This window comes from Streptomyces diversicolor (assembly GCF_057537855.1).
In genome coordinates, this window is record NZ_BAAJXA010000036.1 from 1 (window position 1) to 18,215 (window position 18,215).

The 18,215-nt window shown below is 70.3% G+C and carries 16 protein-coding genes and 1 pseudogene; 14 read left to right on the forward strand and 3 right to left on the reverse strand.

Features of this window, described 5'->3' with window-relative positions:
* From AC27LF_RS33440 to AC27LF_RS33500, 13 genes and pseudogenes are all read left to right on the forward strand, one after another.
* Positions 1 to 752 (forward strand): SDR family NAD(P)-dependent oxidoreductase (locus AC27LF_RS33440; RefSeq protein WP_479663348.1); only part of this gene is annotated, 752 nt, incomplete at its 5' end.
* On the forward strand, positions 749 to 1,816 hold the full coding sequence (locus AC27LF_RS33445) for an aldose 1-epimerase family protein (protein WP_479663347.1): 1,068 nt from the start codon (positions 749 to 751) through the stop codon (positions 1,814 to 1,816). The genes AC27LF_RS33440 and AC27LF_RS33445, both read left to right, overlap by 4 nt.
* Positions 1,817 to 2,222: 406 nt before the next feature.
* Positions 2,223 to 2,459 carry a hypothetical protein gene (locus AC27LF_RS33450; RefSeq protein ID WP_479663346.1) on the forward strand — a complete coding sequence of 79 codons (237 nt, stop codon included), beginning with the start codon at positions 2,223 to 2,225 and terminating at the stop codon, positions 2,457 to 2,459.
* A gap of 398 nt (positions 2,460 to 2,857) precedes the next feature.
* Positions 2,858 to 3,130, forward strand: coding sequence for a hypothetical protein (locus AC27LF_RS33455; RefSeq protein WP_479663345.1), 273 nt, complete (start codon positions 2,858 to 2,860; stop codon positions 3,128 to 3,130).
* A gap of 168 nt (positions 3,131 to 3,298) precedes the next feature.
* On the forward strand, positions 3,299 to 4,423 hold the full coding sequence (locus AC27LF_RS33460; protein ID WP_479663344.1) for a helix-turn-helix domain-containing protein: 1,125 nt from the start codon (positions 3,299 to 3,301) through the stop codon (positions 4,421 to 4,423).
* 85 nt (positions 4,424 to 4,508) lie between these two features.
* The gene (locus tag AC27LF_RS33465) at positions 4,509 to 5,750 is read left to right on the forward strand and encodes a helix-turn-helix domain-containing protein (protein WP_479663343.1); all 1,242 of its coding nucleotides are present in this window, start codon (positions 4,509 to 4,511) and stop codon (positions 5,748 to 5,750) included.
* Positions 5,751 to 6,025: 275 nt separating this feature from the next.
* Positions 6,026 to 6,451: an ATP-binding protein gene (locus AC27LF_RS33470; RefSeq protein ID WP_479663342.1), complete on the forward strand. Its 426-nt coding sequence runs from the start codon at positions 6,026 to 6,028 to the stop codon at positions 6,449 to 6,451.
* A 75-nt stretch (positions 6,452 to 6,526) separates the two neighbouring features.
* The gene (locus AC27LF_RS33475; RefSeq protein WP_479663341.1) at positions 6,527 to 7,591 is read left to right on the forward strand and encodes a radical SAM protein; all 1,065 of its coding nucleotides are present in this window, start codon (positions 6,527 to 6,529) and stop codon (positions 7,589 to 7,591) included.
* A pseudogene (locus AC27LF_RS33480) lies at positions 7,591 to 8,484 on the forward strand (enolase C-terminal domain-like protein); the annotation flags it as partial. The gene AC27LF_RS33475 and the pseudogene AC27LF_RS33480, both read left to right, overlap by 1 nt.
* 115 nt (positions 8,485 to 8,599) lie before the next feature.
* Positions 8,600 to 10,207, forward strand: a complete 1,608-nt coding sequence (locus AC27LF_RS33485) for a phosphoketolase family protein (protein WP_479663340.1) — start codon at positions 8,600 to 8,602, stop codon at positions 10,205 to 10,207.
* Positions 10,204 to 11,073 (forward strand): phytanoyl-CoA dioxygenase family protein, encoded by an 870-nt coding sequence (locus AC27LF_RS33490; protein ID WP_479663339.1) that lies wholly within the window; start codon positions 10,204 to 10,206, stop codon positions 11,071 to 11,073. Before AC27LF_RS33485 ends, AC27LF_RS33490 begins: the two co-directional genes overlap by 4 nt.
* 38 nt (positions 11,074 to 11,111) lie before the next feature.
* Complete coding sequence (locus AC27LF_RS33495; RefSeq protein WP_479663338.1) at positions 11,112 to 11,912, forward strand: class I SAM-dependent methyltransferase; 801 nt, start codon at positions 11,112 to 11,114, stop codon at positions 11,910 to 11,912.
* A gap of 375 nt (positions 11,913 to 12,287) precedes the next feature.
* Entirely contained in the window at positions 12,288 to 12,548 is a 261-nt protein-coding gene (locus tag AC27LF_RS33500; RefSeq protein WP_479663337.1) for a hypothetical protein, read from the forward strand.
* Between the two features lie 288 nt (positions 12,549 to 12,836).
* On the opposite strand, the gene AC27LF_RS33505 is transcribed toward AC27LF_RS33500, so the two are convergent.
* The 3 genes from AC27LF_RS33505 to lanKC form a co-directional block, all read right to left on the reverse strand.
* Positions 12,837 to 14,759 carry an ABC transporter ATP-binding protein gene (locus AC27LF_RS33505; RefSeq protein ID WP_487231284.1) on the reverse strand — a complete coding sequence of 641 codons (1,923 nt, stop codon included), beginning with the start codon at positions 14,757 to 14,759 and terminating at the stop codon, positions 12,837 to 12,839.
* A gap of 114 nt (positions 14,760 to 14,873) precedes the next feature.
* The gene (locus AC27LF_RS33510) at positions 14,874 to 15,002 is read right to left on the reverse strand and encodes a SapB/AmfS family lanthipeptide (RefSeq protein WP_479663336.1); all 129 of its coding nucleotides are present in this window, start codon (positions 15,000 to 15,002) and stop codon (positions 14,874 to 14,876) included.
* Positions 15,003 to 15,087: 85 nt separating this feature from the next.
* Positions 15,088 to 17,655, reverse strand: coding sequence for a class III lanthionine synthetase LanKC (lanKC, locus tag AC27LF_RS33515; protein WP_479663335.1), 2,568 nt, complete (start codon positions 17,653 to 17,655; stop codon positions 15,088 to 15,090).
* Positions 17,656 to 17,940: 285 nt separating this feature from the next.
* Here lanKC and AC27LF_RS33520 point away from each other — a divergent pair, with 285 nt between their 5' ends.
* The gene (locus AC27LF_RS33520; RefSeq protein WP_487231285.1) at positions 17,941 to 18,114 is read left to right on the forward strand and encodes an alpha-L-rhamnosidase-related protein; all 174 of its coding nucleotides are present in this window, start codon (positions 17,941 to 17,943) and stop codon (positions 18,112 to 18,114) included.
* Positions 18,115 to 18,215 lie beyond the last annotated feature (101 nt).

An 18,215-nucleotide genomic window follows, 5' to 3' on the forward strand; every position in this document is an offset into this window, starting at 1 on the left:
ACGTCATGAAGCAACCCCGAGCCGCACTCGTGACCGGTGCAGGCGGCGCCCTCGGCCGGGCCACCGCCGTCCGGCTGGCCGCCGACGGACACGATGTCGCCGTACTCGACCGCGACACCGAGTCCCTGGCGAGCACCGCCGCGCTGGTGGAGCAGACCGGCGCGCGCGTGCTCGCGCTCACCACCGACCTGCGCGACGCGCAGGCGATCGAGGAGGCCGTCGGACGGACGGTGACCGAACTGGGCGCGCTGCGCGTGCTGGTCAACAACGCGGCCGTGTACCCGAGCCGGGCCTTCCTCGACGTACCGCTCGCCGAATACGAGGAGGTCGTGGCGGTCAACCAGCGTGCGTACTGGGTCGCCGCCCAGGCCGCCGCGCGGCACATGACGGACGGGGGCGGCGGGGCGATCGTCAACGTCGCGTCGATCACCCTGCACGGCGGCTGGGACTCACTGGCCGCCTACATCTCCACCAAGGGTGCCGCCGTCGCCCTGACCCGCGCCCTCGCCCGGGAACTGGGTCCCGCCGAGATCCGCGTCAACTGCGTCTCCCCCGGAGCCTTTCCGACCGCGGCCGAGAACATCCACGAGGACCCCGGGGCCTACCGGCGCCATGTGCTCGACCACCAGGCCCTGAAGCGGCGCGGGCGGCCGGAGGAACTGGCCTCGGTGGTGTCCTTCCTCACCGGCCCCGACGCCTCGTTCGTCACGGGTCAGTGCGTCGAGGTCAACGGAGGGTGGGTGATGGCGTGAAGCTGTACGGACGTTCCCACGACCGGCAGTCCCTCGCCCGGCACGCGGGCGACCTGAGCGCGGCGGGCGGGGTGCGGTCCGTCGTCCTGGACGACGGCTCCGAACGCGGCATCCGCACGCTGGAGTTCCGCACCGGTGCCGGACTGTCGTTCGACGTGCTCGTGGACCGGGCGATGGACCTCGGCGGGGCCGAGTTCGAGGGCCGGGGCTTCGGCTGGCGCTCGGCGACGGGCTTCAGGCACCCCGGACTGCACGAGTACCGCGACGACGACGGCCTGTCCATGATGCGCAGCTTCTCGGGGCTGCTGCTCACCGCGGGCCTGGACCACACGCTCTTCGGCGCCGAGGTGGACGCCTCGCAGTACCGCTATCCGCCGCGGCGCACGGCCGTGCACGCCCTCCACGGGCGGGTCGCCAACCTGCCGGCCCGGCTCACCGGGTACGGCGAGCGGTGGCAGGACGACGGCCGCTGCGTGCTCTGGGCACAGGGCGAGGTGCGCCAGGCCGCGGTCTTCGGGGAGCACCTGCGGCTCACCCGCCGCATCGAGGCCGACCTCGGCGGCAGCGAGATCCGCCTGATCGACCGGGTGCGCAACGCCGGCTTCGACCCGACGCCGCACATGTACCTGTACCACGTCAACATCGGCTGGCCCTTCCTGGACGAGGGCGCGCGCTACGAGTTGCCGCCGCACCGCACCCTGTGGCGCAGCGGCAGCGTCGCCGAGCAGGGCGTGTCCCACACCGAGATGCCCGCCCCGCTGCCGGGCTTCGTCGAGCAGGTCTACGAACACGAACTGGAGCCCGACGCGGCGGGCCTGGTCCGGCCCCGCCTGGTCAACGAACGCCTCGGCGTCTACTTCGAGTTGGAGTTCGACACAGCGCAGTTCCCGTCCTTCTTCCAGTGGCTGCACCTGCGCGAGGGCGCCTACGCGGTCGGCTTCGAACCGTCCACACACCATGTGCAGGGCGAGACCGCGGCCCGGGAGGACGGGTCCATGACGTTCCTGTCCCCCGGTGAGGAGCGGGAGTACACGACCACGTTCCGGGTGGGCCACCTGGGCTGACCACCGGATCCGCGGCTCGGGCGGACACGGCGGCGCGGCCCGTCACGGCGTGTGCCGGGCCCCCTCACACACGTACACAGTCAGCAACGCCGCCTTCACCAGCAGCACGGGGAGCAACGGCGCCGGACAGCAGGCGCTCCAGCAGCGGGACGGCGGCCGCGCCAAGGATCAGCAGCGTCATCGTGTCCAGGACGCGCCACTGGACCCGCCGGGGCCGTCACCCCGTCAGTGACAGCCCGGTCAGCAGACCCCTCAGGGTACGCGGTCGGCGCCTGCACGCCCATCGCGACACGGACAGCGGCGTTCTGGCAGCCCATCGCGACCGCCACCGTGCCCGGCATCCCCGTGCGCGCCCAGCCGCGGCCCTGGACCGACGTGAGACCGCCTGCCGGCCTGTGTGCGGTGCGTGATCACCGGTGGCGAGACCGCGCCGCCCGACCCGGTGCGCCGCCGGCAGGCCGCGGTCGGCGGTGCCACCTGGCTGTTCAACACCTACGGCCCGACCGAGACCACGGTGGGCGCCACGGCCGCACGTGACCGAGCGGTCCGGGGACGTAGTGCCTCCCGCACGACGAGGCCTGCCGCCAGCAGCAAGCACAGCAGGACCGGTGTCACCGGCTACGGCGCTCCACCGGTCGCCTGAGCTGCCCAGCAGCCCCGGCGGGTAGAAGGTGTGTGTCTGACCCCGTGCGCCGGACCGTGACGGAAGTCGCTTCGATCGGTCACAGACCGGCGATGTTCTCGGCCCTCTTCCACCGGGCTTCGGCGGCTTCCCGCCGGAGCTGGTCGCCGGTGGCGCCGACGTCCTGCGCCCGGACGAGACGGGCCGCGTGCTCGGGGGCAGGGCGAGGGTGATGTGGCCGAAGGCGGGCGTCGTCGGTGGTACCCGGGGCCGCGGTGAAGCCGAAGCGGGGCGCATCTCGATGACGATGCCGGTGCGGGTGGCGGCCTGCCGACGGGCGACTGCCCGGATGCGGGGCTGCCGACGGGCGTGCACCGCGTCCTCCAGGCGCCACGCGAGGCCGGCGCGGGGCCGGCGGGGTGCTGGAAGCGCCGCAGACCCGCCGCCCGGAACCGGAGGAACTGCGGGCGGCGGTATCCCAGCTGAAGAAGGCGGAGCGTGAGCTTCGCAGCGAGCATGCCGCTGAGGTCCGCGAGCTGAAGGACACCGTGGCCACCTACGCCAACGAGATCCAGGTTGTGGCCTTGCGCAACGCCGAGCTGGAGACCCAGAGTGCCCGCCTCCTCGAACGGCTGCGGCAGTCCGGGGACGACGCCGCGGCCCTGCCGGCCCCGAGCCCACCTTCGCCCTGACGGGCGCGTCACCTGCCAGTTCGCGCACCCTTCAGCGGTGTGACTAATGTGTCGCGCGCCAGGCATATGCGTCCCCCCACGGGGAACACGTTCCTCCCCCGAACGGGGTGTATGGACCTTTGTCTGACAGAGCACACGGCCCGGGGGAGTGAGTATGCGAGCAATCTGGTGAGGCGCGAGCTGGACGAGACGGCCGCCGGCGGCCCGATTGGGGCCCGCCTGGCCGCCTGGCGCCGCTACCGGGACTTGACCCGGGATGGCCTCGCCTCCCGAACCGGTCTGGAGCTCGATTACCTCGCCGGGCTGGAGACGGGCCGGGAGTGGGTGGACCGCCGCGGCCGGCTGGCAGCGCTGGCCGCCGCCTTGCGGCTGGATGTCGCGGACCTGACCGGGCAGCCCTACCCGCCGCGTGGGGAGGAGCATGCGGCGGTGCGGGCGGTCGCCTTCCACCTGCGGCGCAGCCTGGTCCGCCGACAACCGGATCGCGCTCCCGGCGTGCTACTGGAGGAGCTGGCGGAGCGGACCCGGGCCGCCGCACGGGCCGACTCCGCGGGCGATGAGCACCACCTCGCTCTCGCGCTGCCGGAATTGATCGAGGCGGCCGACCGCGCGCTGGCCGCCGCTGCGGGGCCCGGCCGGGAAGAGGCGGTACGGCTGCGTGTGGACGCGCATGTACTGGCCGCCGGACTGCTTCGGCGCCTGGGTTACAAGGACTTGGCGTGGATGCTGCTGCACCGGGCCCGCCCCGGCACCCGCGAACCGCTTCCGGTACTGGTCGAGGAGGTGCGCCTGCTGATCGACTTCGGCCTGCCCGAGTACGCGCTGGCCCGCGCCGACCGCGCCGAGGACCTCGGAGCCGACTGGGAGCTGCCGGCGCTGGCCGCCGTCGCCCAGGCCATGACCGGACGCCGCCCGGAGGCCGAACGTCTCCTCGCCACTGCCGCCGAGCGAGCCGACGGCGCACGGGAGTCGGCCCTGGTGATCGCGGCCCGCGCCGCCGTCGCCGCCGAGGTGGGCGACGCGGCCGGGTCCGCCGACCACGTACGCGCGGCGGATCATGCCGCGCTCGACGGCGCCCATCGCTCCAGTCTGCTGGTGGTCGCCGCGGCGGCCGAGGCCCGCCAGGACCGTGCCGACCAGGCCGCTGCTCGGCTCATCGAGGCCGACGCGGCGGCACCGCTGCGGCTGCGGCTGGACCCCTTCGCCCGGGACCTGGTTGCCGCGCTCACCGACCGAACCACCGTTCACACCGCGGCGGTGCGGGATCTGGCCGAGCGGGCCGGGCTGCGGTGATGCCGCCCGTCTGGCGGGAAAGACCCCTGGAGGCGACAGGCTCGCCCTACGCTACGGCTGAGGCACGGGACTTGAGGCGGGGGCGATGAACGAAGATCAGGCGGTCAGGATCGGCAAGCGTCTGCGCTCGGCCCGCCGCCAGCGCGGGATGAGCCTGCGCAACCTCGCGGGCCTGGCCGGAGTGTCGGTCGGCTACCTGTCGATGGTGGAGAACGGCCAGCGGCTGCTGGACCGCTCCAGCCTCATCACCTCCTTCGCCGAGGCGTTGCAGATCGCCCCGTCCGAACTGACGGGCCAGCCCTTCGCCCCGGTGGACCCGCACACCAGCGCGGCCCGCGAGGCGATCCCCGCCCTGCGCCTGACGCTGATGGGCCTGACCATGGCCGCCCCGCCGGACCGCCGCCCACCGCAGGTTCCGGCGGCGGTGCTGACCGAACGGGTGGCGAAGGCCAACCGGCTCTATCACGGGGCCGAATACGGCACCCTCGCCGCCGGGCTGCCGACGCTGCTGGCCGACCTGCACGCAGCCGCCGAGGCCGCCGACGGCGCAGCCCGCCGCGAGCTGCTGAAACTGCTGGCGGACGCCTACCATCCGGCCTGCACCCTGCTGCTGAAGAACCTCGGTTACACCGACTTGGCGTTCATCGCGGTGACCCGTGCCGCCGAGGCGATCGCGGAGCTGGACGACCCGGTCTACTCCGCGCTGTCCGGCTTCTTCCACACCCATGTGCTGATGGCGGCTGGCAGTCCCGCCCAAGCCCTGGCACAGGCCACCGCCGCCGCCAACACCCTCGAAGCGCACCTGACGAGCACCGATGCCCATGCGCTGCTCGGTGAACTCCACCTGATCTCTGCCACCTCGCTGACCCAGGACCGGCAGCGGCCCGGCAACACCCGTGCCGAGGATGTCCGCGGCCATCTGGCGGAGGCCGCCAACCTGGCCGGCCGCACCGGCGAGACGCGGGCCTGGCACCTGAACTTCGGCCCCACCAACGTCGGCATCCACAAGGTGAGCCTGAACACCGACCTCGGTCGGCACGGAGCGGCCGTCACCGCCGGGGACGGGGTCCATCCCGAGACGCTGGCGGAGGCTCCGGGACGGCAGGCCGCCTTCCACGCCGACCTGGGCCGGTCGCTGGCCCATCTGCGAGGCCGGGAGGCCCAGGCGGTCGCTGCCCTGCTGACCGCCGAGGAGATCGCACCGCAGCGCATCCACGCCAACGCGCCAGTGAGGAACACCGTCGAGTTCCTCACCGACCGACAGCTACCCGCCCACGCAGCGCGGGACCTGCGCGGTCTGGCCCACCGCATCGGCCTGCCGCTCTGACCGGCAACGTCTACGTCTCCCTGCCCGGGCTGAGCACTTGAGTCCCGTGCGTGGCTGGACGTTCGCCAGCACGTGGCTTCTGTGCAGGCGCCGTACGCGGTTGAGCACGTTGGTCTGTACGCAACCTCCCGCATCCGAGCAGGCATTCCCCCACTGACCTTGATTCGGGGCTCGGGGATCGTGGGTTCACCATCGTGAACACCTCTGCGTGCTGGGGCTCTTACCTTCGGTCACGGTCCGGGCGGCTGCCGCTCGGAGAGAGGGTGAGTCCCGCGATGTCCAGCACTGTGATGCGCCACGACTTCCAGGTGATCTCCGAGGCCGAGTACGTTCCGCTGGCCCGCCGCGAGACCGCCAAGGTCCTTGCCGGCTGGGGCATGTCCGAGGAGGTCGTGGGCACCGCCTGTCTGATCGTCAGCGAGCTGGTGACGAACGTGGTGCAACACGCGGCTGTGCTTTCGCCCACCGCCGCTGTCTCCCTCACTGTCGAGGAGCAGTCCGCGCTGGTGCTGGCCGTCGCGGATGCCCACCCGCTCAAGCCGAAGCCGCTCCTCGCTGCCCACGACCTCGGTGGCCGCGGTCTGTTCCTGGTCGACGCCCTGGTGAGGGAAGTCCACGGCAGAGCCGAGGTCCTCCCGGAGGCCGAAACGGGCGGCAAACGGATCGTCATCCGTCTTCCGCTGGCTCCGGTTGCGGCCTGATCCACCTGGCGTCAGACGGCGGCTACAGCGCCGTACGACCTGCACCTCCCACCACCACACGAAGGGGAACAGCTGATGCTCGAATCGGTCCGCCACCTTGGCCAGGTGGCCCGCGAGTGGAATATCAACCCCGAGGATGTGCTGCTGATCGCGCTGAACGCCTCCGGCGCCCGGTCCCCGCTGACCAAGCCGCGCATGCGCTTCCGGCTGCGGCTGGACTCCCGCCCCGACACCCCGCTGTTCCTGATCCTCTCGCTGGGCCGTGAGGACTCCCCGTTCGAGCTGGACGAGTACGAGCTGCGGCTGAACGGCGAGAAGGTCGGCGAGGTCGACGGCATCGAGGACGACGACGCGGTGCTGGGCTACTGGCGCAACGGCACGAAGATGCTCACCCTCAACTCCAACGCCCGCAGCCAGTGCACCGGCTGCGTGTTCTGCCCCAACACCCTCGAAGACGCCTCCGACCCGAAGATCAAGGCCCTGGACCTGCCCGGCTACCTCGGCGCTCTCGCGGCGAACTCCGGCATGCAGGATCTGTCGGCGGTGGAGACGGTGACGGTCTGCACCGGCTGCTTCCTCTACGAGCACCTCGCGCTGGACCATCTCGCCGAGGTCCGCGCGGCGATGGGCCACAACGGCTGCACCGGCACCCTGCACTTCCTGTCCTCGGTGCTGAGCAGCGACGAGGGCATGGATGCCGCCGCCGGTCTGGGCCCGTTCCACCTGACGCTGACCGCCGAGTGCTTCACCGAGCGGCGGCAGATCCTCAAGGAGTCCAAGGCCAAGCTCACCCCCGCCGAGATGACCGCCGCTCTGGGCCGGGCGAAGCAGCGGGGCGTCACCACCGACTTCACCTACATCGTCGGCCTGGATCCGATCGAGGAAGCGATCGGGCACTTGAAGGAGTTCGTGCCGGTCACTACCGCCTTCCCCCGGTTCCAGACCTACCAGGCTCACAACGCGTTCATGGACGTCTACCGCACGCCGGGCTCGGACACGATCGAGTGGCACCTGACCATGCGCCGGCACCTGGAGGAGCTCTTCGCCCCCACGGGCTTGCGTCCGCAGTGGTGGCAGAACTACCGCAGTCCGTGGTGCTTCACCTTCGCCGGGGAGGAACTTGCGGGGGCGAAGATCTGATGACCTCCCTCACGGTTCGCGCACCCGCCCAAGCCGGACTGGCTACGAAGAGTGTGGTCCGCGCCGTCCGCGCCTGGCAGCTGCCCCCACAGCCCGCCGGGCTGCCGTCCGAACTGCCCGAGCCGGTTGCCGCCGCCGCAGGTGAGCCGCCGGCGGGCCCGGCCTGGGCCGAGCACCGCACCCGGTTCGCCATCGAGCTGGTCGGCGACGGAGTCTCCGGCTGGCATGCCCCGGTCGCCGAGACGGTCGCGCAGATCATCGCCGACGACCTGTCCTCCGGGCTGATCGGGCACGATGCCACCGCACCCCGCCGCCTGGCCTACCGCAAGAAGACCGGGCGGCACCGCAACGGCGCACACGCCCGGCAGGCCGCCTCCGCGGTCGAACTGGCCTGCTGGGACCTGGCCTCCCGCGCCACCGGGGTGAGCGTGACCGGCATGCTGGGCGGCACCGTCCGGCCCAAGGTCCCCGCCTACGCCTCGGCACTCGGCCTCGACCCGGCCCACCCGTCGGCCCCGGAGGCGGCGGCCTGGATCACTGCGGCGGGCTTCTGGGGGCAGAAGTGGCCGCTGCCCAAACCGCTGATCCTCGCCGGTCCGAGGGCGGTCGCGAAGGCGCTCGGGCGGCTACGGGAAGCGGCGGGTGACGGCCGGTTCATGGTCGACGCCCTGGGCCGCTGCCGCCTGGACGAGGCGATGCAGTTGCTGCCTGTCCTGGCCGATCTGCAGGTGACCTTTGTTGAGGAACTCCTGCCGCCCGGCTCCTTCGGCTGGCACCGGCTGCGGGCGGCCGGAACCGGAGTTCCCCTGGCGGCGGGCGAACACGCCGTCGACGAGTCCGAGCAGACCCGGCTGCTGACCGGCGAGGCGGTGGATGTCTGGCAGGTCGATCCGGGCTGGTCGGGCGGGCTGGCCCGCTCCCTGCACACCACCGAGCTCGCCGCGGACCTGGGCGGGCATCCGGCACACCGGCGGACAGCTTGGCCCCGCCCTCGCCATCGCCCAGGGCATGGTGCTGGACGCCCCGCACCGCCTGGTCGTCCCGCTGATCGGGGACGGCGAGCTGGAGACCGGGGCGACCGCGGCGGCCTGGCTCGCCCGCCGCGCCCTGCACGGCAGCGGAGAGCACGGGGCGGTGCTGCCGGTGGTGCTGGCCAACGGACTGAAGATGGGCGGCCCCTCAGTGCTGGCCGGCATGAGCGTGGACGAGGTACGCGCATATTTCACCGGTCTCGGCTACGAACCGCTGATCCACGACGGCGGCGACCTGCCCGGTTTCCGTCGGCTGCTGGCCGACGCCTTCACCCGGCTGCGGCCGCTCGGCGAGCCCGGTCGGCAACCGGTGCTCGTGCTGACCATGCCCAAGGGCCACACCGGACCTGAACAGGTGGCCGGGCGGCAGATAGCGGGCACCCCGGCCGTCCACAAGACCCCGCTGAAAAGCCCCCGTCACAACGATGCGGAGTTCGCCGCGCTGGCGGCCTGGCTCGCCTCCTACCGGCCCGCCGAGTTGTTCACCACCCAGGGCCGCCCGACCGACCTGGTCCGCCAGGCCCTGCCCGGACCGTCACCCGAGCCGGGGACGGCCCGGCCGTCGGCCCCGCTCGCCTCCCGGGGGCCCCAGCCCTGGCCGGACGTGTCCGCGGTCGTCCTCGAACGCGCGGCAAACGGGGCGTTTCGCCTGTTCAGCCCGGACGAGATCGCCTCCAACCGGCTGGGGGTGACGACGGACGATGTGCTGCCGCCCTGGGCGACCGAGATCCTGAATGAGGAGATCTGTCATGGCTGGCTGCAGGGCTACACCGAGACCGGCCGGGACGCGGTGCTGGCCACGTACGAGGCCTTCGCCCCCGTCAACACCAGCCTGTTGGTCCAGCATCTCAAGCACCGGCGCCTGCGCTACCTCACCGGGCAGGGCGGGCTGCCGTCGGTCAACTACCTGATCACCTCGCTGGGCTGGCGCAACACCTACACCCACCAAAACCCCGGCCTGGTCTCCTCGATGCTGGAGATCGAGGACGGCTTCGTGCACGTCTACACCCCAGCGGACGCCATGCGGGCCGCCGCCGTCCTCGCGGCGATGCTCGCCGAGGGCGACCGCGTCAACTTCCTGATCACCGACAAACACGCCGGCCCCGCCTTCCCGCCGGATCCGTTTCGCGACGAGCTCACCGACGGCGCCGCCGTCTGGCCCCACCTGAGCCACCACGGCCGCCCGCACCTCGTCCTCGCCTCGGCCGGGGACATCCCGGCCCGCGAGCTGACCGCCGCCGCCACACTGCTGCGCCGGTCTCATCCCGAGGTCAAGATCCGCTATCTGCATGTCAACGACCTCGCGGTTCTCGGCCCGGCACCGCACTGGCCCTACGCTCTCGATGAAAGGACCTTCACCCGCCTGTTCGGCAGCGATATCCCTGTCCTGATGGCCGTTCCCACCCATCCCGCTCCCGTCCGCGCGCTGCTGGCCGCCCGTGGCGAGACCAGCCGGTTCCACGTCGTCGGCTACCGGGAGCCCAGCCGTCCCACCACCCCCGAGGGCCTGCTGGAGCACTGCGGCCTCTCGGCCGCCGCCCTCTCCGCCCAGGCCGCCCTCATGATCAAGGAGCACAGCGGATGACGACCCTCGATACGGCCTCCCCGCCCGACCCGAAGGCCCTGGACGCCTTCGACCGCGAAGGGTTCGTCGTACTACGCAACGTGATCACGCCCGAGTGGCGCGAGCAGGCCGCCGCGGCGGCGATGCGGCTGCTGGCCGGCGACCGCACCCTGGGTAGGGACCGCAGCGTCGACGGCAAGGACGGCTTTCGCGGCCTCGTCGCCATGGACGACAGCTTCCTTCCGCTGGTCACCAACCCGAAGGTGCTGCCCACCCTCGTCGCGTTGCTGAGCGCGAACCTGCACCTGATGTCCAGCAACCTGATCTACATGCCGTCCATCCCGCCCGGCGGCACGCGCACCATCCGCGTCCCCGAGCGGCACGGCTGGCACCGTGACATGAGCTCTGCCACCCGCGACCTCGGCACCGATGTTGTCCCGCGCATGTCGATCAAGGCCGCTTACTTCCTCAGCGACCTCACTCCTGACGCCGGCGTCACCATGGTCCTCCCTGGCAGCCACACCGACACCGGACCCGTCACCGTCCCGGCCGGAGCCATCGACCCGCCCGGCGCGATCACCCCCGACGTCGGCCCCTGCGACGCGTTTCTCTTCGAGAACCGCACCTGGCACGCGGGCGGTCTGAACACCTCCGGCCACCCCCGGCTGGCGGTGATGATGCAGTACGGCTACCGCTGGCTCGCCCCCGTAGACGACCCCGCCCCCCAGCTACTGGAACGCGGGGACCTGACCGACATCGAGCAGCAGCTGCTCGGCCGCCCCGACCGCAATCCGGACGGCTCCGTCACTCACGAAGGCGCCGGAGCCGCCCCCCTGCGCACCTGGTGGCAGCACCTCAACCCGGACCCGGCTCGTTCTCCGGAATGACACCGCACACGGCCAACTGAACGCGAAAGACTGACGAGATGACCTCTTACACGCCCGACGAGCTGTTCGCCTCCACCGCCCCCTACTACGCCCGCTACCGCCCCGGCTACGACCAGGCTTTCTACGACATGCTGGCCGCGCGCTTCGCCCTGGACGGCACTCAGCGCGTTCTGGACCTGGGCACCGGCACCGGCGTGCTCGCGCTCCCCCTCGCCAAGCTCGTCGGCCACGTCACCGCCGTCGACCCCGAGCCCGGCATGCTCGACGAAGGCCGCAAACTCGCCGCCGAGCAGGACATCACCAACATCGGCTGGCGCCAAGGCGACTCCACCACACTGCTCGGCATGGGCCTGGAACCGGTGCTGCTGACCGTGATGGGGGCCGCCTTCCACTGGATGGACCGCGACCAGACCCTTCGCGACCTCGACCAGATCGTCGAACCGAACGGGGCCATCGTCCTCGCCTCCGGCGGCGCCCCTGGTGACATCGAGCCCGCCCCCTGGCTCCAGGTCGTCGCCGACGTCCGCACTCACTACCTCGGCCCCGAGCGACGAGCCGGATCAGGCACCTACTCCCACCCCAGGGAACGCCACCAGGACGTCCTCGCCCGCTCCCCGTTCTCCACCGTCGAAACCGCCCGCTGGGACCGCACCGTCACCCGCACCCTGGACGAGGTGATTGGCCTTCAGTTCTCCTACAGCTACTCCAGCCCCGCCCAACTCGGCGACCACAAGGACGCCTTCGAACGCAACCTGCGCCAGGCCCTCACCGAGTTCAACCCCGACGGCGTCTTCGACGAAGTCGTACGAACCGAAGCAATCATCGCCGCCCGCCCCTGACCAGCCGCCCGCTGCTGTCTGGCCATGACTCCTCGTCACGTGTCCAGGCAGTAGCGACGTCTTGAGACACTCCAGCGCTGGAACACATTGACAGACCGCATAACGGCGCTTCGCAGCCGCACCATCCCCCGAAGCCGCTATGTCTTGTCAAGCCGCTTGAGGGAGTTCGCATATCCGTCTTGCGTGCTCCGGCAGCGCAAGCCGCCACCGTCGGGGACCCGGTCGCCAGCAGGACCAATGGCACCGTCATCGAAGACGCCGCCTGCGCCACCGTGTCGCTGCTCAACGAGACGCGATCATTGGTCAGGAAGGGGAAGCCGCTGCTGCGGATGCCTCTTCGCATGGGCCGATCACGACGAACAGCTGAGGACCGCCATGACCACCGGAGCCACAGACAGCCCCGCCTCCCTGTACGGAAGCGCCTCCCTGGCGTTCGGGATACTGGGCCTGATCACCGCGGTACTCGCCGGCTACGTCGGCATCGCCTTCCCGGTGCTGTTCGGCGCCCTCGGCGTCACCTTCGGCGCCCTCGGCCTGGCCAAGCGTGTCCACCGAGTCCGATGCACGGTCGGCCTGGCGACCGGCGCACTGCCGTTGCTCTACTTCGTCTTCCTTCTCGTCACCTTCGGCGGCTGAACCCGCCACCAGGATCCGGCATCCCGGGCCGGGCCATCGGACGAGACGCAGACAACCGGCCTTCAGCCGGGGGTGGGGGGCCTGGCGCGGTGATCACGGTCGTCCACGGCCATCGAGTGGCCAGACACAGCCAGTGGCGGCGGAGAGCAGCCGCAGTGGGGACTCACGTGCGCTTCCGCGGTGTGCAGTGACGGGTGGTCGCCCTGTCCGGGCAGGACGTCCACCTCGTCGGCCCGGACGGAGCGTCGCGGAGCAGGCAACGCTCACCGTGACCGACCAGCTCGGTCCCTACGGCACCGTGCCACCTGGCGCACCGTCAGGAACGGGCTCGGCCGCATCCACCAGGTCACCCTCGCCGGCCCCGCCGGGCCGCCGCGTCTGTACGGAAAGCGGTGCTGGGGCGTATGCGGCTGTTCCCCTGTCCCGAGCCAGGCCGAGGAGTCGGCTGTAGTGGCCTTCGAGAAGGACGAGCTGTTCGTGTGTGCCTTGTTCAGCGACCCTACCGTCGTCGAGGACGACGATCAGGTCGGCGTGCCGGACGGTGGCGAGCCGGTGGGCAATGATGAGGCAGGTCCGATCGCGGAGAAAGGGCTGGAGGGCCGTGTGCAGTGCGTGCTCAGTGGTGTTGTCCAGGTGCGATGTCGCTTCGTCCAGGACGACGATGTCCGGTTCCTTGAGCAGTACCCGTGCAATGGCAAGGCGTTGGCGCTCTCCTCCGGAGAGGCGTACACCGCGATCACCCAGCACGGTGTCCAGTCCATCCGGCAGTTGGTCGATGAGATGCCGGATCTGAGCTGTCGCGCAGGCAGAGAGGAGATGGTGGTCTGAGGCGTCCGGCCGGGCCATGAGCAGGTTGTCCCGGAGGGAGCCGTGGAAGAGGAAGGGGTCCTGGGTGACCACCCCTATATGTTCACGCAAGCTGTCCAGCGCAAGGTCGCGGATGTCGTCGCCCCCGACCTCGATGCGCCCTGCGGAGGGTTCCCAGCATCGGGTCAGTAACCGGGTGAGGGTGGACTTGCCTGCTCCCGTGCCCCCGACGATCCCCACCGTCATCCCCGACTGAACGGTGAAGGTGACGTGCCGGAGCACGGGGCGGGAACTGGCCGCAGAGGCATCCCCCTCGTTCACGGAAGCGGGGCGCAGCGAATCAGGGGTCGTGGTCTCCCGCGGAGGATAGGCGAACGCCACGTCGGTGAAGGAGATCTGACGGCCTGTGACCGGGCGGGCCCCAGGACGGTCGGTGATCGCCGGGGCGAAGCACATGATTTCGCGTATGCGGTCAAAGCTGACCAGGCCCTTGACCAAGTCGAGACGGCAGGCCGGCAGAGCGGTGAGGGGTCCGTACAGGGCAGTGAGCAGGCCCACCAGGGCCACGATGGTGCCCACCGTCATCTCTCCCCCGGCGATCGAAGCCCCCGCCGCGACGTACACCACGGCTGTGGCGGAGACGGTCAGCAGTGTCAGAGCGGCGCCCATACGGGCGTCGACCAGGGAACCGCGTACCGTCGTGTCCCGCAGGGCCGTGACCGCATGACGGAACCGCGCTGCTTCGCGTGTGCCCGCGCCGAGGAGCCGAATTGTCTCCGCACCGCCCGCACTCAACCGCTCGGCGGCCAGTGAGTCGAGATCCGCCGTGGCGGCCAGTTGAGTCCGGGCGATACCGCGCAGTACGGTCCCGGCGCGCGCGGTCATGGCATAAACCGCGGGGATCAGGGCAGCGGCGACCAAGGCGGCACGCCAGTCCAGGGCCATGAGTGCAAGGCCGGTGAGCGCGAGGGTGACCAGTGACGAGACGGCCATGCGTAAGGTGCGGGCGACCAGGTCGTGCATACCCTCCACGTCACCGTGGAGCCGCGAGACGATGGCTCCCGCGCGTGCACCGCTGAAGAAGGCCGCGGACTGGTTCTGAAGGTGGCTGAAGAGGTCGCGTCGGATGCGGGCCGTGATGTCCTCGGCGAGCCGGGCCACCATCCAGCGTTCGCAGAGCGCGATGCCGGCGGCCACCACACCGGTGAGGAACAGAGCCGCCCCCAGCGCATACACGCGGGTGAGATCCCCAGCCACGGCACCTCCGTCGATGAGACGCTGTGCAAGGAACGGAGGCAGGAGTCCCGCGGCGGCATTCACGGTGATGAGGAGAACGGCCAGCATGCTCCGGGTGCGATAACGGGCAAGGAAGTGAGGGAGAGACGCGTAGACGTCGTGCGTCATGGAGGAGCCCCGTCTCGGTGGCGGTGAGTGAAACAGCTCGGAGGAAGGGACGCGGCCCACAGGTCCTGTGATCCGCGCCCCGTCCCTGACTCATGTCACTGTGCTGCCGTCATGTCAGCCGCAGGCGAAGAGAGAGATCTCGCTGGGGCGGTTGTCGCCGCACGACCACAAGCTCACATCGCTCGCCATGATGGTGGATTCTGTCTCGGCAGGGGCGAGACCCTGCAAGTCGTAGATGCTCATACCGTTCCTCCTGTGTCGTGCCCCCTGCGTCAGGGGGCGGGTTTCTCCCAGAGCGGTGTTCCAGCCCGGGAAGCTCAGTGTGTGTTCACGTCAGGAAGGGAAGGCTGACCAACCGGTTACGGTGCCTGACGCCATGGGCGGCGGCCAGGGCCAGCAGCACCCCGGCGTTTCCGGACGCCAGATCCATGGACAGGCGCAGGATCTGGTTTCCGGGGAATGCGGTGTGCCCTTCCCATTGCAGCGCGTGCCAGTTGAGGCCCCTCACCTGTTCAACGGTGTGACTCGGGGAGGTCGGCAAAGCAGTCGCATTGAACAGGACCATGCCCGCACGACCGTCGAAGAGGCCGGAAAAGATGTAGAAGCGGGACCGAGCCGCTTTCTCGATCGCGCGCAGGCTCTCCGCGAAGTGCGGGTCCTGACGGTGCTCAAGGTAGCGGCGCAGGACGAACGCGATGCCCACGCTGCCGGTGTTGAGATACGGCAGCACGCGCCAGCCGTCGTCGACCTGCAGGGCCCCATGGACGTCGGTTACGCAGCGCTCCAGGTCCAGCCTGAGCGCGGCAGCGGCTGCGTCCAGGCAGTCATGGGATCCGGTGGCCTCGAACATGTGGATGAAAAGCAGCGCGGGACCAGAAGCGCCTCGCATGAGACCTGCGGGTGCTGGAGGCCCCGAGGCCGGCTGACGTTGCGTCCGGACTGCGATGCGCTTCTGTACGAGTCCGACGACATGCTCGGCCAGGGCGCGGTACTGACCGCTGCCGCAATACTCGGCAAAAGCAAGGAGGTTCAGGCCGATACCCGAGAGCCCGGCATACAGACTGCTGTCCAGGCGGTCGAACGGCAGATCCAGGCATTGCTCCAGCAGTTCCACGGCTTCGTCCCGACACCCCAGTGCCCACAGTGCGTATGCGATGCCGTGCGAGCCGTCGTAGAAACCGGGTGTGAGGGTGTCCTTCGAGCGCCGCGCCTGACGGACCAGCCACCTGGCTCCCTCCGCATGGTCTTGGGCACCGGTGCACCGCAGTGCCCAGAGCACACCCGCCGCGCCGTAGGCGAAGCTCAGCCCTCCATGCCCACGGAACTGCTCGACGTCTCCGGGGTACAGGCGATCACCTCGCCCCGGCGTGGCGCTCGCCGTGATCGCCGCGGCCAGTGTGTCCCGAGTCGTCGGCCAGGTCGGTTCGTCCAGGTCGATCCCGATCGGGGTGTGCGCGTGGGCAGTGCCCGCTGTCGAGCGCCTGTGACCGAGAAGGGCCACGTCATCATCGAAGTACGACGGCGGCAGGCCGAACGCGCGCGCGATCAGGTCGGCCAGTTGGCGGGCCTTGCCCGGATCCAGGCGTATCAGGGTGGTGACGGGGGCGAACAGTGCCAGGCGGAGCGCGGCCAGCGCGTAGTGATCGGCGTCGAATCCTGTCCGGTCGGGTGGCGCGCCGAATCCGGGATGGCCCAGTGTCAGGCGTCTGGGCTCCTTCTCCAGCCAGCCGGCCTCGAAGTCGACGAGGGTGACGCGGGGGCCCGCAACGCTTTCCTGGACCAGAACGTTGAAGGGGTGGAGGTCACCGTAGACGACACCTCGCTCGTGGATGCCCTCCAGCGCCTTCTCGACGGCCTGCCATACCTGCCGGCACCACGTGGCGTAGTCCGTGAAAGCGTCGGGTGACCGCCCGTCCGCCACGAGGGGATTGCGCTGGGCGTAGCAGGCGTTCAGGGGCGTTCCCTCGATGAACTCCTCCACCAAGTACTCGTTCTCGCCCAACGAGAGGTAGTCGACCAGCGCCGGTACGCAGGGCAGGCCGGCAAGGCGGCGCAGAATGTCCCGTTCGGCGCGCAGCCGGGTCACGGCGTCCTGGAGAGCCGCGTCCAGGCCCGCGTGTGACCGGGCCTCCTTGACGATCAGCTGCTTCCCGGTTGCCGGGTCCTCGGCCTCATAGACACCGCCTCCGTTGGAGAAGTGCACTGCTCGCGTGATCCTGTAGGGGAAGGCACTGACGGTGAGCCGGTTGCGCCGGTCCAGCTCGGGCTGGAGAAAGCCGGGGAGCACGACCCACTCGGGGGTTCTGAAGACCGGGCCGCGTGGATCGGGAACGAGGTTGCCTCCCGGGTCCTCGATTCCCGGGCGCACTGCTCCGGTCCCATCGACGAAGGGGCGGTACAGGAAGGCTCCGTACCGTACGTACAGGGGCCCTTCCTGCCAGCGCAAGTCGCTGAGGATGTACGGTCCCTGCCGGCCGTCAAGCCTGCCGCCCAGTTCCTCCAGGATGCGTCGCAGTGCGTTTTCGTCAACCGGGTAGATCGTGGCCAGCTTTCCGCTGCCGGCGCGTTCGGCGTACTTGGAGTTCTTCATGAGAAACTCCCGTGGCCCCACAGTGATTTTGAAAGCCAGACCGCGCTCCAGGCAGTAGTCGTACACGATCGTTGCCACATCGACCGCGTTGTCCGGCTTCGCGGAGACATGGAGCTTCCAGCCCTGCGACGGCAGCTTCGTATCCAGAGGGGCGTAGGACCACCAGCCCTCGATCGCGGCCCTGCGCCAACCCTCCGGTAGTGCCCGACGGTGGATCGGGTACTCGTCACCGTCCATCGTGCGGATGTCCAGAGTTTCGTAGAACACCGGATCGGTCAGGCAGAACTTCTCATATCGCGGATCCATGGCTCCCCCAGTTCTCTCGCGGCTCCCCGTTCGAGATGCCAACCGATGGCGATACACACGTCCGCTGTCCCGTCCGGAGGTGGACCGCCTGGTTCTGGACACATCGGCAATGGTGTAGGGCCGACCTTGGGGAAACCTTGGGCGGCAGGCCACAGCGCGCCTGCCGGTACCGGCGCGAAGACGGGGTACGGCACCGGATGGGGTGCTCGGCGCTTCCTGCATTCGGCCGTGTGCGTGCGCTTGTGTTTCGAGGACCACCAGACGCTCAGGGACTGTTACGCGTCCATGGCGGCCTGGGTGGATGTGGTGCAGGACCGGGCGGGCAGTGCTCTGCTGTGGGAGGAAGGGCTGCAGTTCGGCGACTGGCCCGACCCCGACGCGCCGCCCGAGCGGCCCGGCGACGCCAAGACCGACGCAGGCATCGTGGCCACCGCGTACTTCTACCGTTGGCGCAGCTGACCGCTCGAACCGCCGCTCTCCTCGGTCTGCAAGCCGACGCCCGTCACTTCGCCGACCTGGCGGAGCCAATCGCCGAGGCAATCCGCGGCGCAAACATCACG

Bases quoted from the DNA above. Each gene is read 5' to 3' on its own strand.
- AC27LF_RS33465 (WP_479663343.1), top strand. From the start codon at position 4,509: ATGAACGAAGATCAGGCGGTCAGGATCGGCAAGCGTCTGCGCTCGGCC.
- AC27LF_RS33470 (WP_479663342.1), top strand. From the start codon at position 6,026: ATGTCCAGCACTGTGATGCGCCACGACTTCCAGGTGATCTCCGAGGCC.
- AC27LF_RS33475 (WP_479663341.1), top strand. From the start codon at position 6,527: ATGCTCGAATCGGTCCGCCACCTTGGCCAGGTGGCCCGCGAGTGGAAT.
- AC27LF_RS33485 (WP_479663340.1), top strand. From the start codon at position 8,600: ATGGTGCTGGACGCCCCGCACCGCCTGGTCGTCCCGCTGATCGGGGAC.
- AC27LF_RS33490 (WP_479663339.1), top strand. From the start codon at position 10,204: ATGACGACCCTCGATACGGCCTCCCCGCCCGACCCGAAGGCCCTGGAC.
- AC27LF_RS33495 (WP_479663338.1), top strand. From the start codon at position 11,112: ATGACCTCTTACACGCCCGACGAGCTGTTCGCCTCCACCGCCCCCTAC.
- AC27LF_RS33500 (WP_479663337.1), top strand. From the start codon at position 12,288: ATGACCACCGGAGCCACAGACAGCCCCGCCTCCCTGTACGGAAGCGCC.
- AC27LF_RS33505 (WP_487231284.1), bottom strand. From the start codon at position 14,759: ATGACGCACGACGTCTACGCGTCTCTCCCTCACTTCCTTGCCCGTTAT.
- AC27LF_RS33510 (WP_479663336.1), bottom strand. From the start codon at position 15,002: ATGAGCATCTACGACTTGCAGGGTCTCGCCCCTGCCGAGACAGAATCC.
- lanKC (WP_479663335.1), bottom strand. From the start codon at position 17,655: ATGGATCCGCGATATGAGAAGTTCTGCCTGACCGATCCGGTGTTCTAC.
- AC27LF_RS33520 (WP_487231285.1), top strand. From the start codon at position 17,941: ATGGCGGCCTGGGTGGATGTGGTGCAGGACCGGGCGGGCAGTGCTCTG.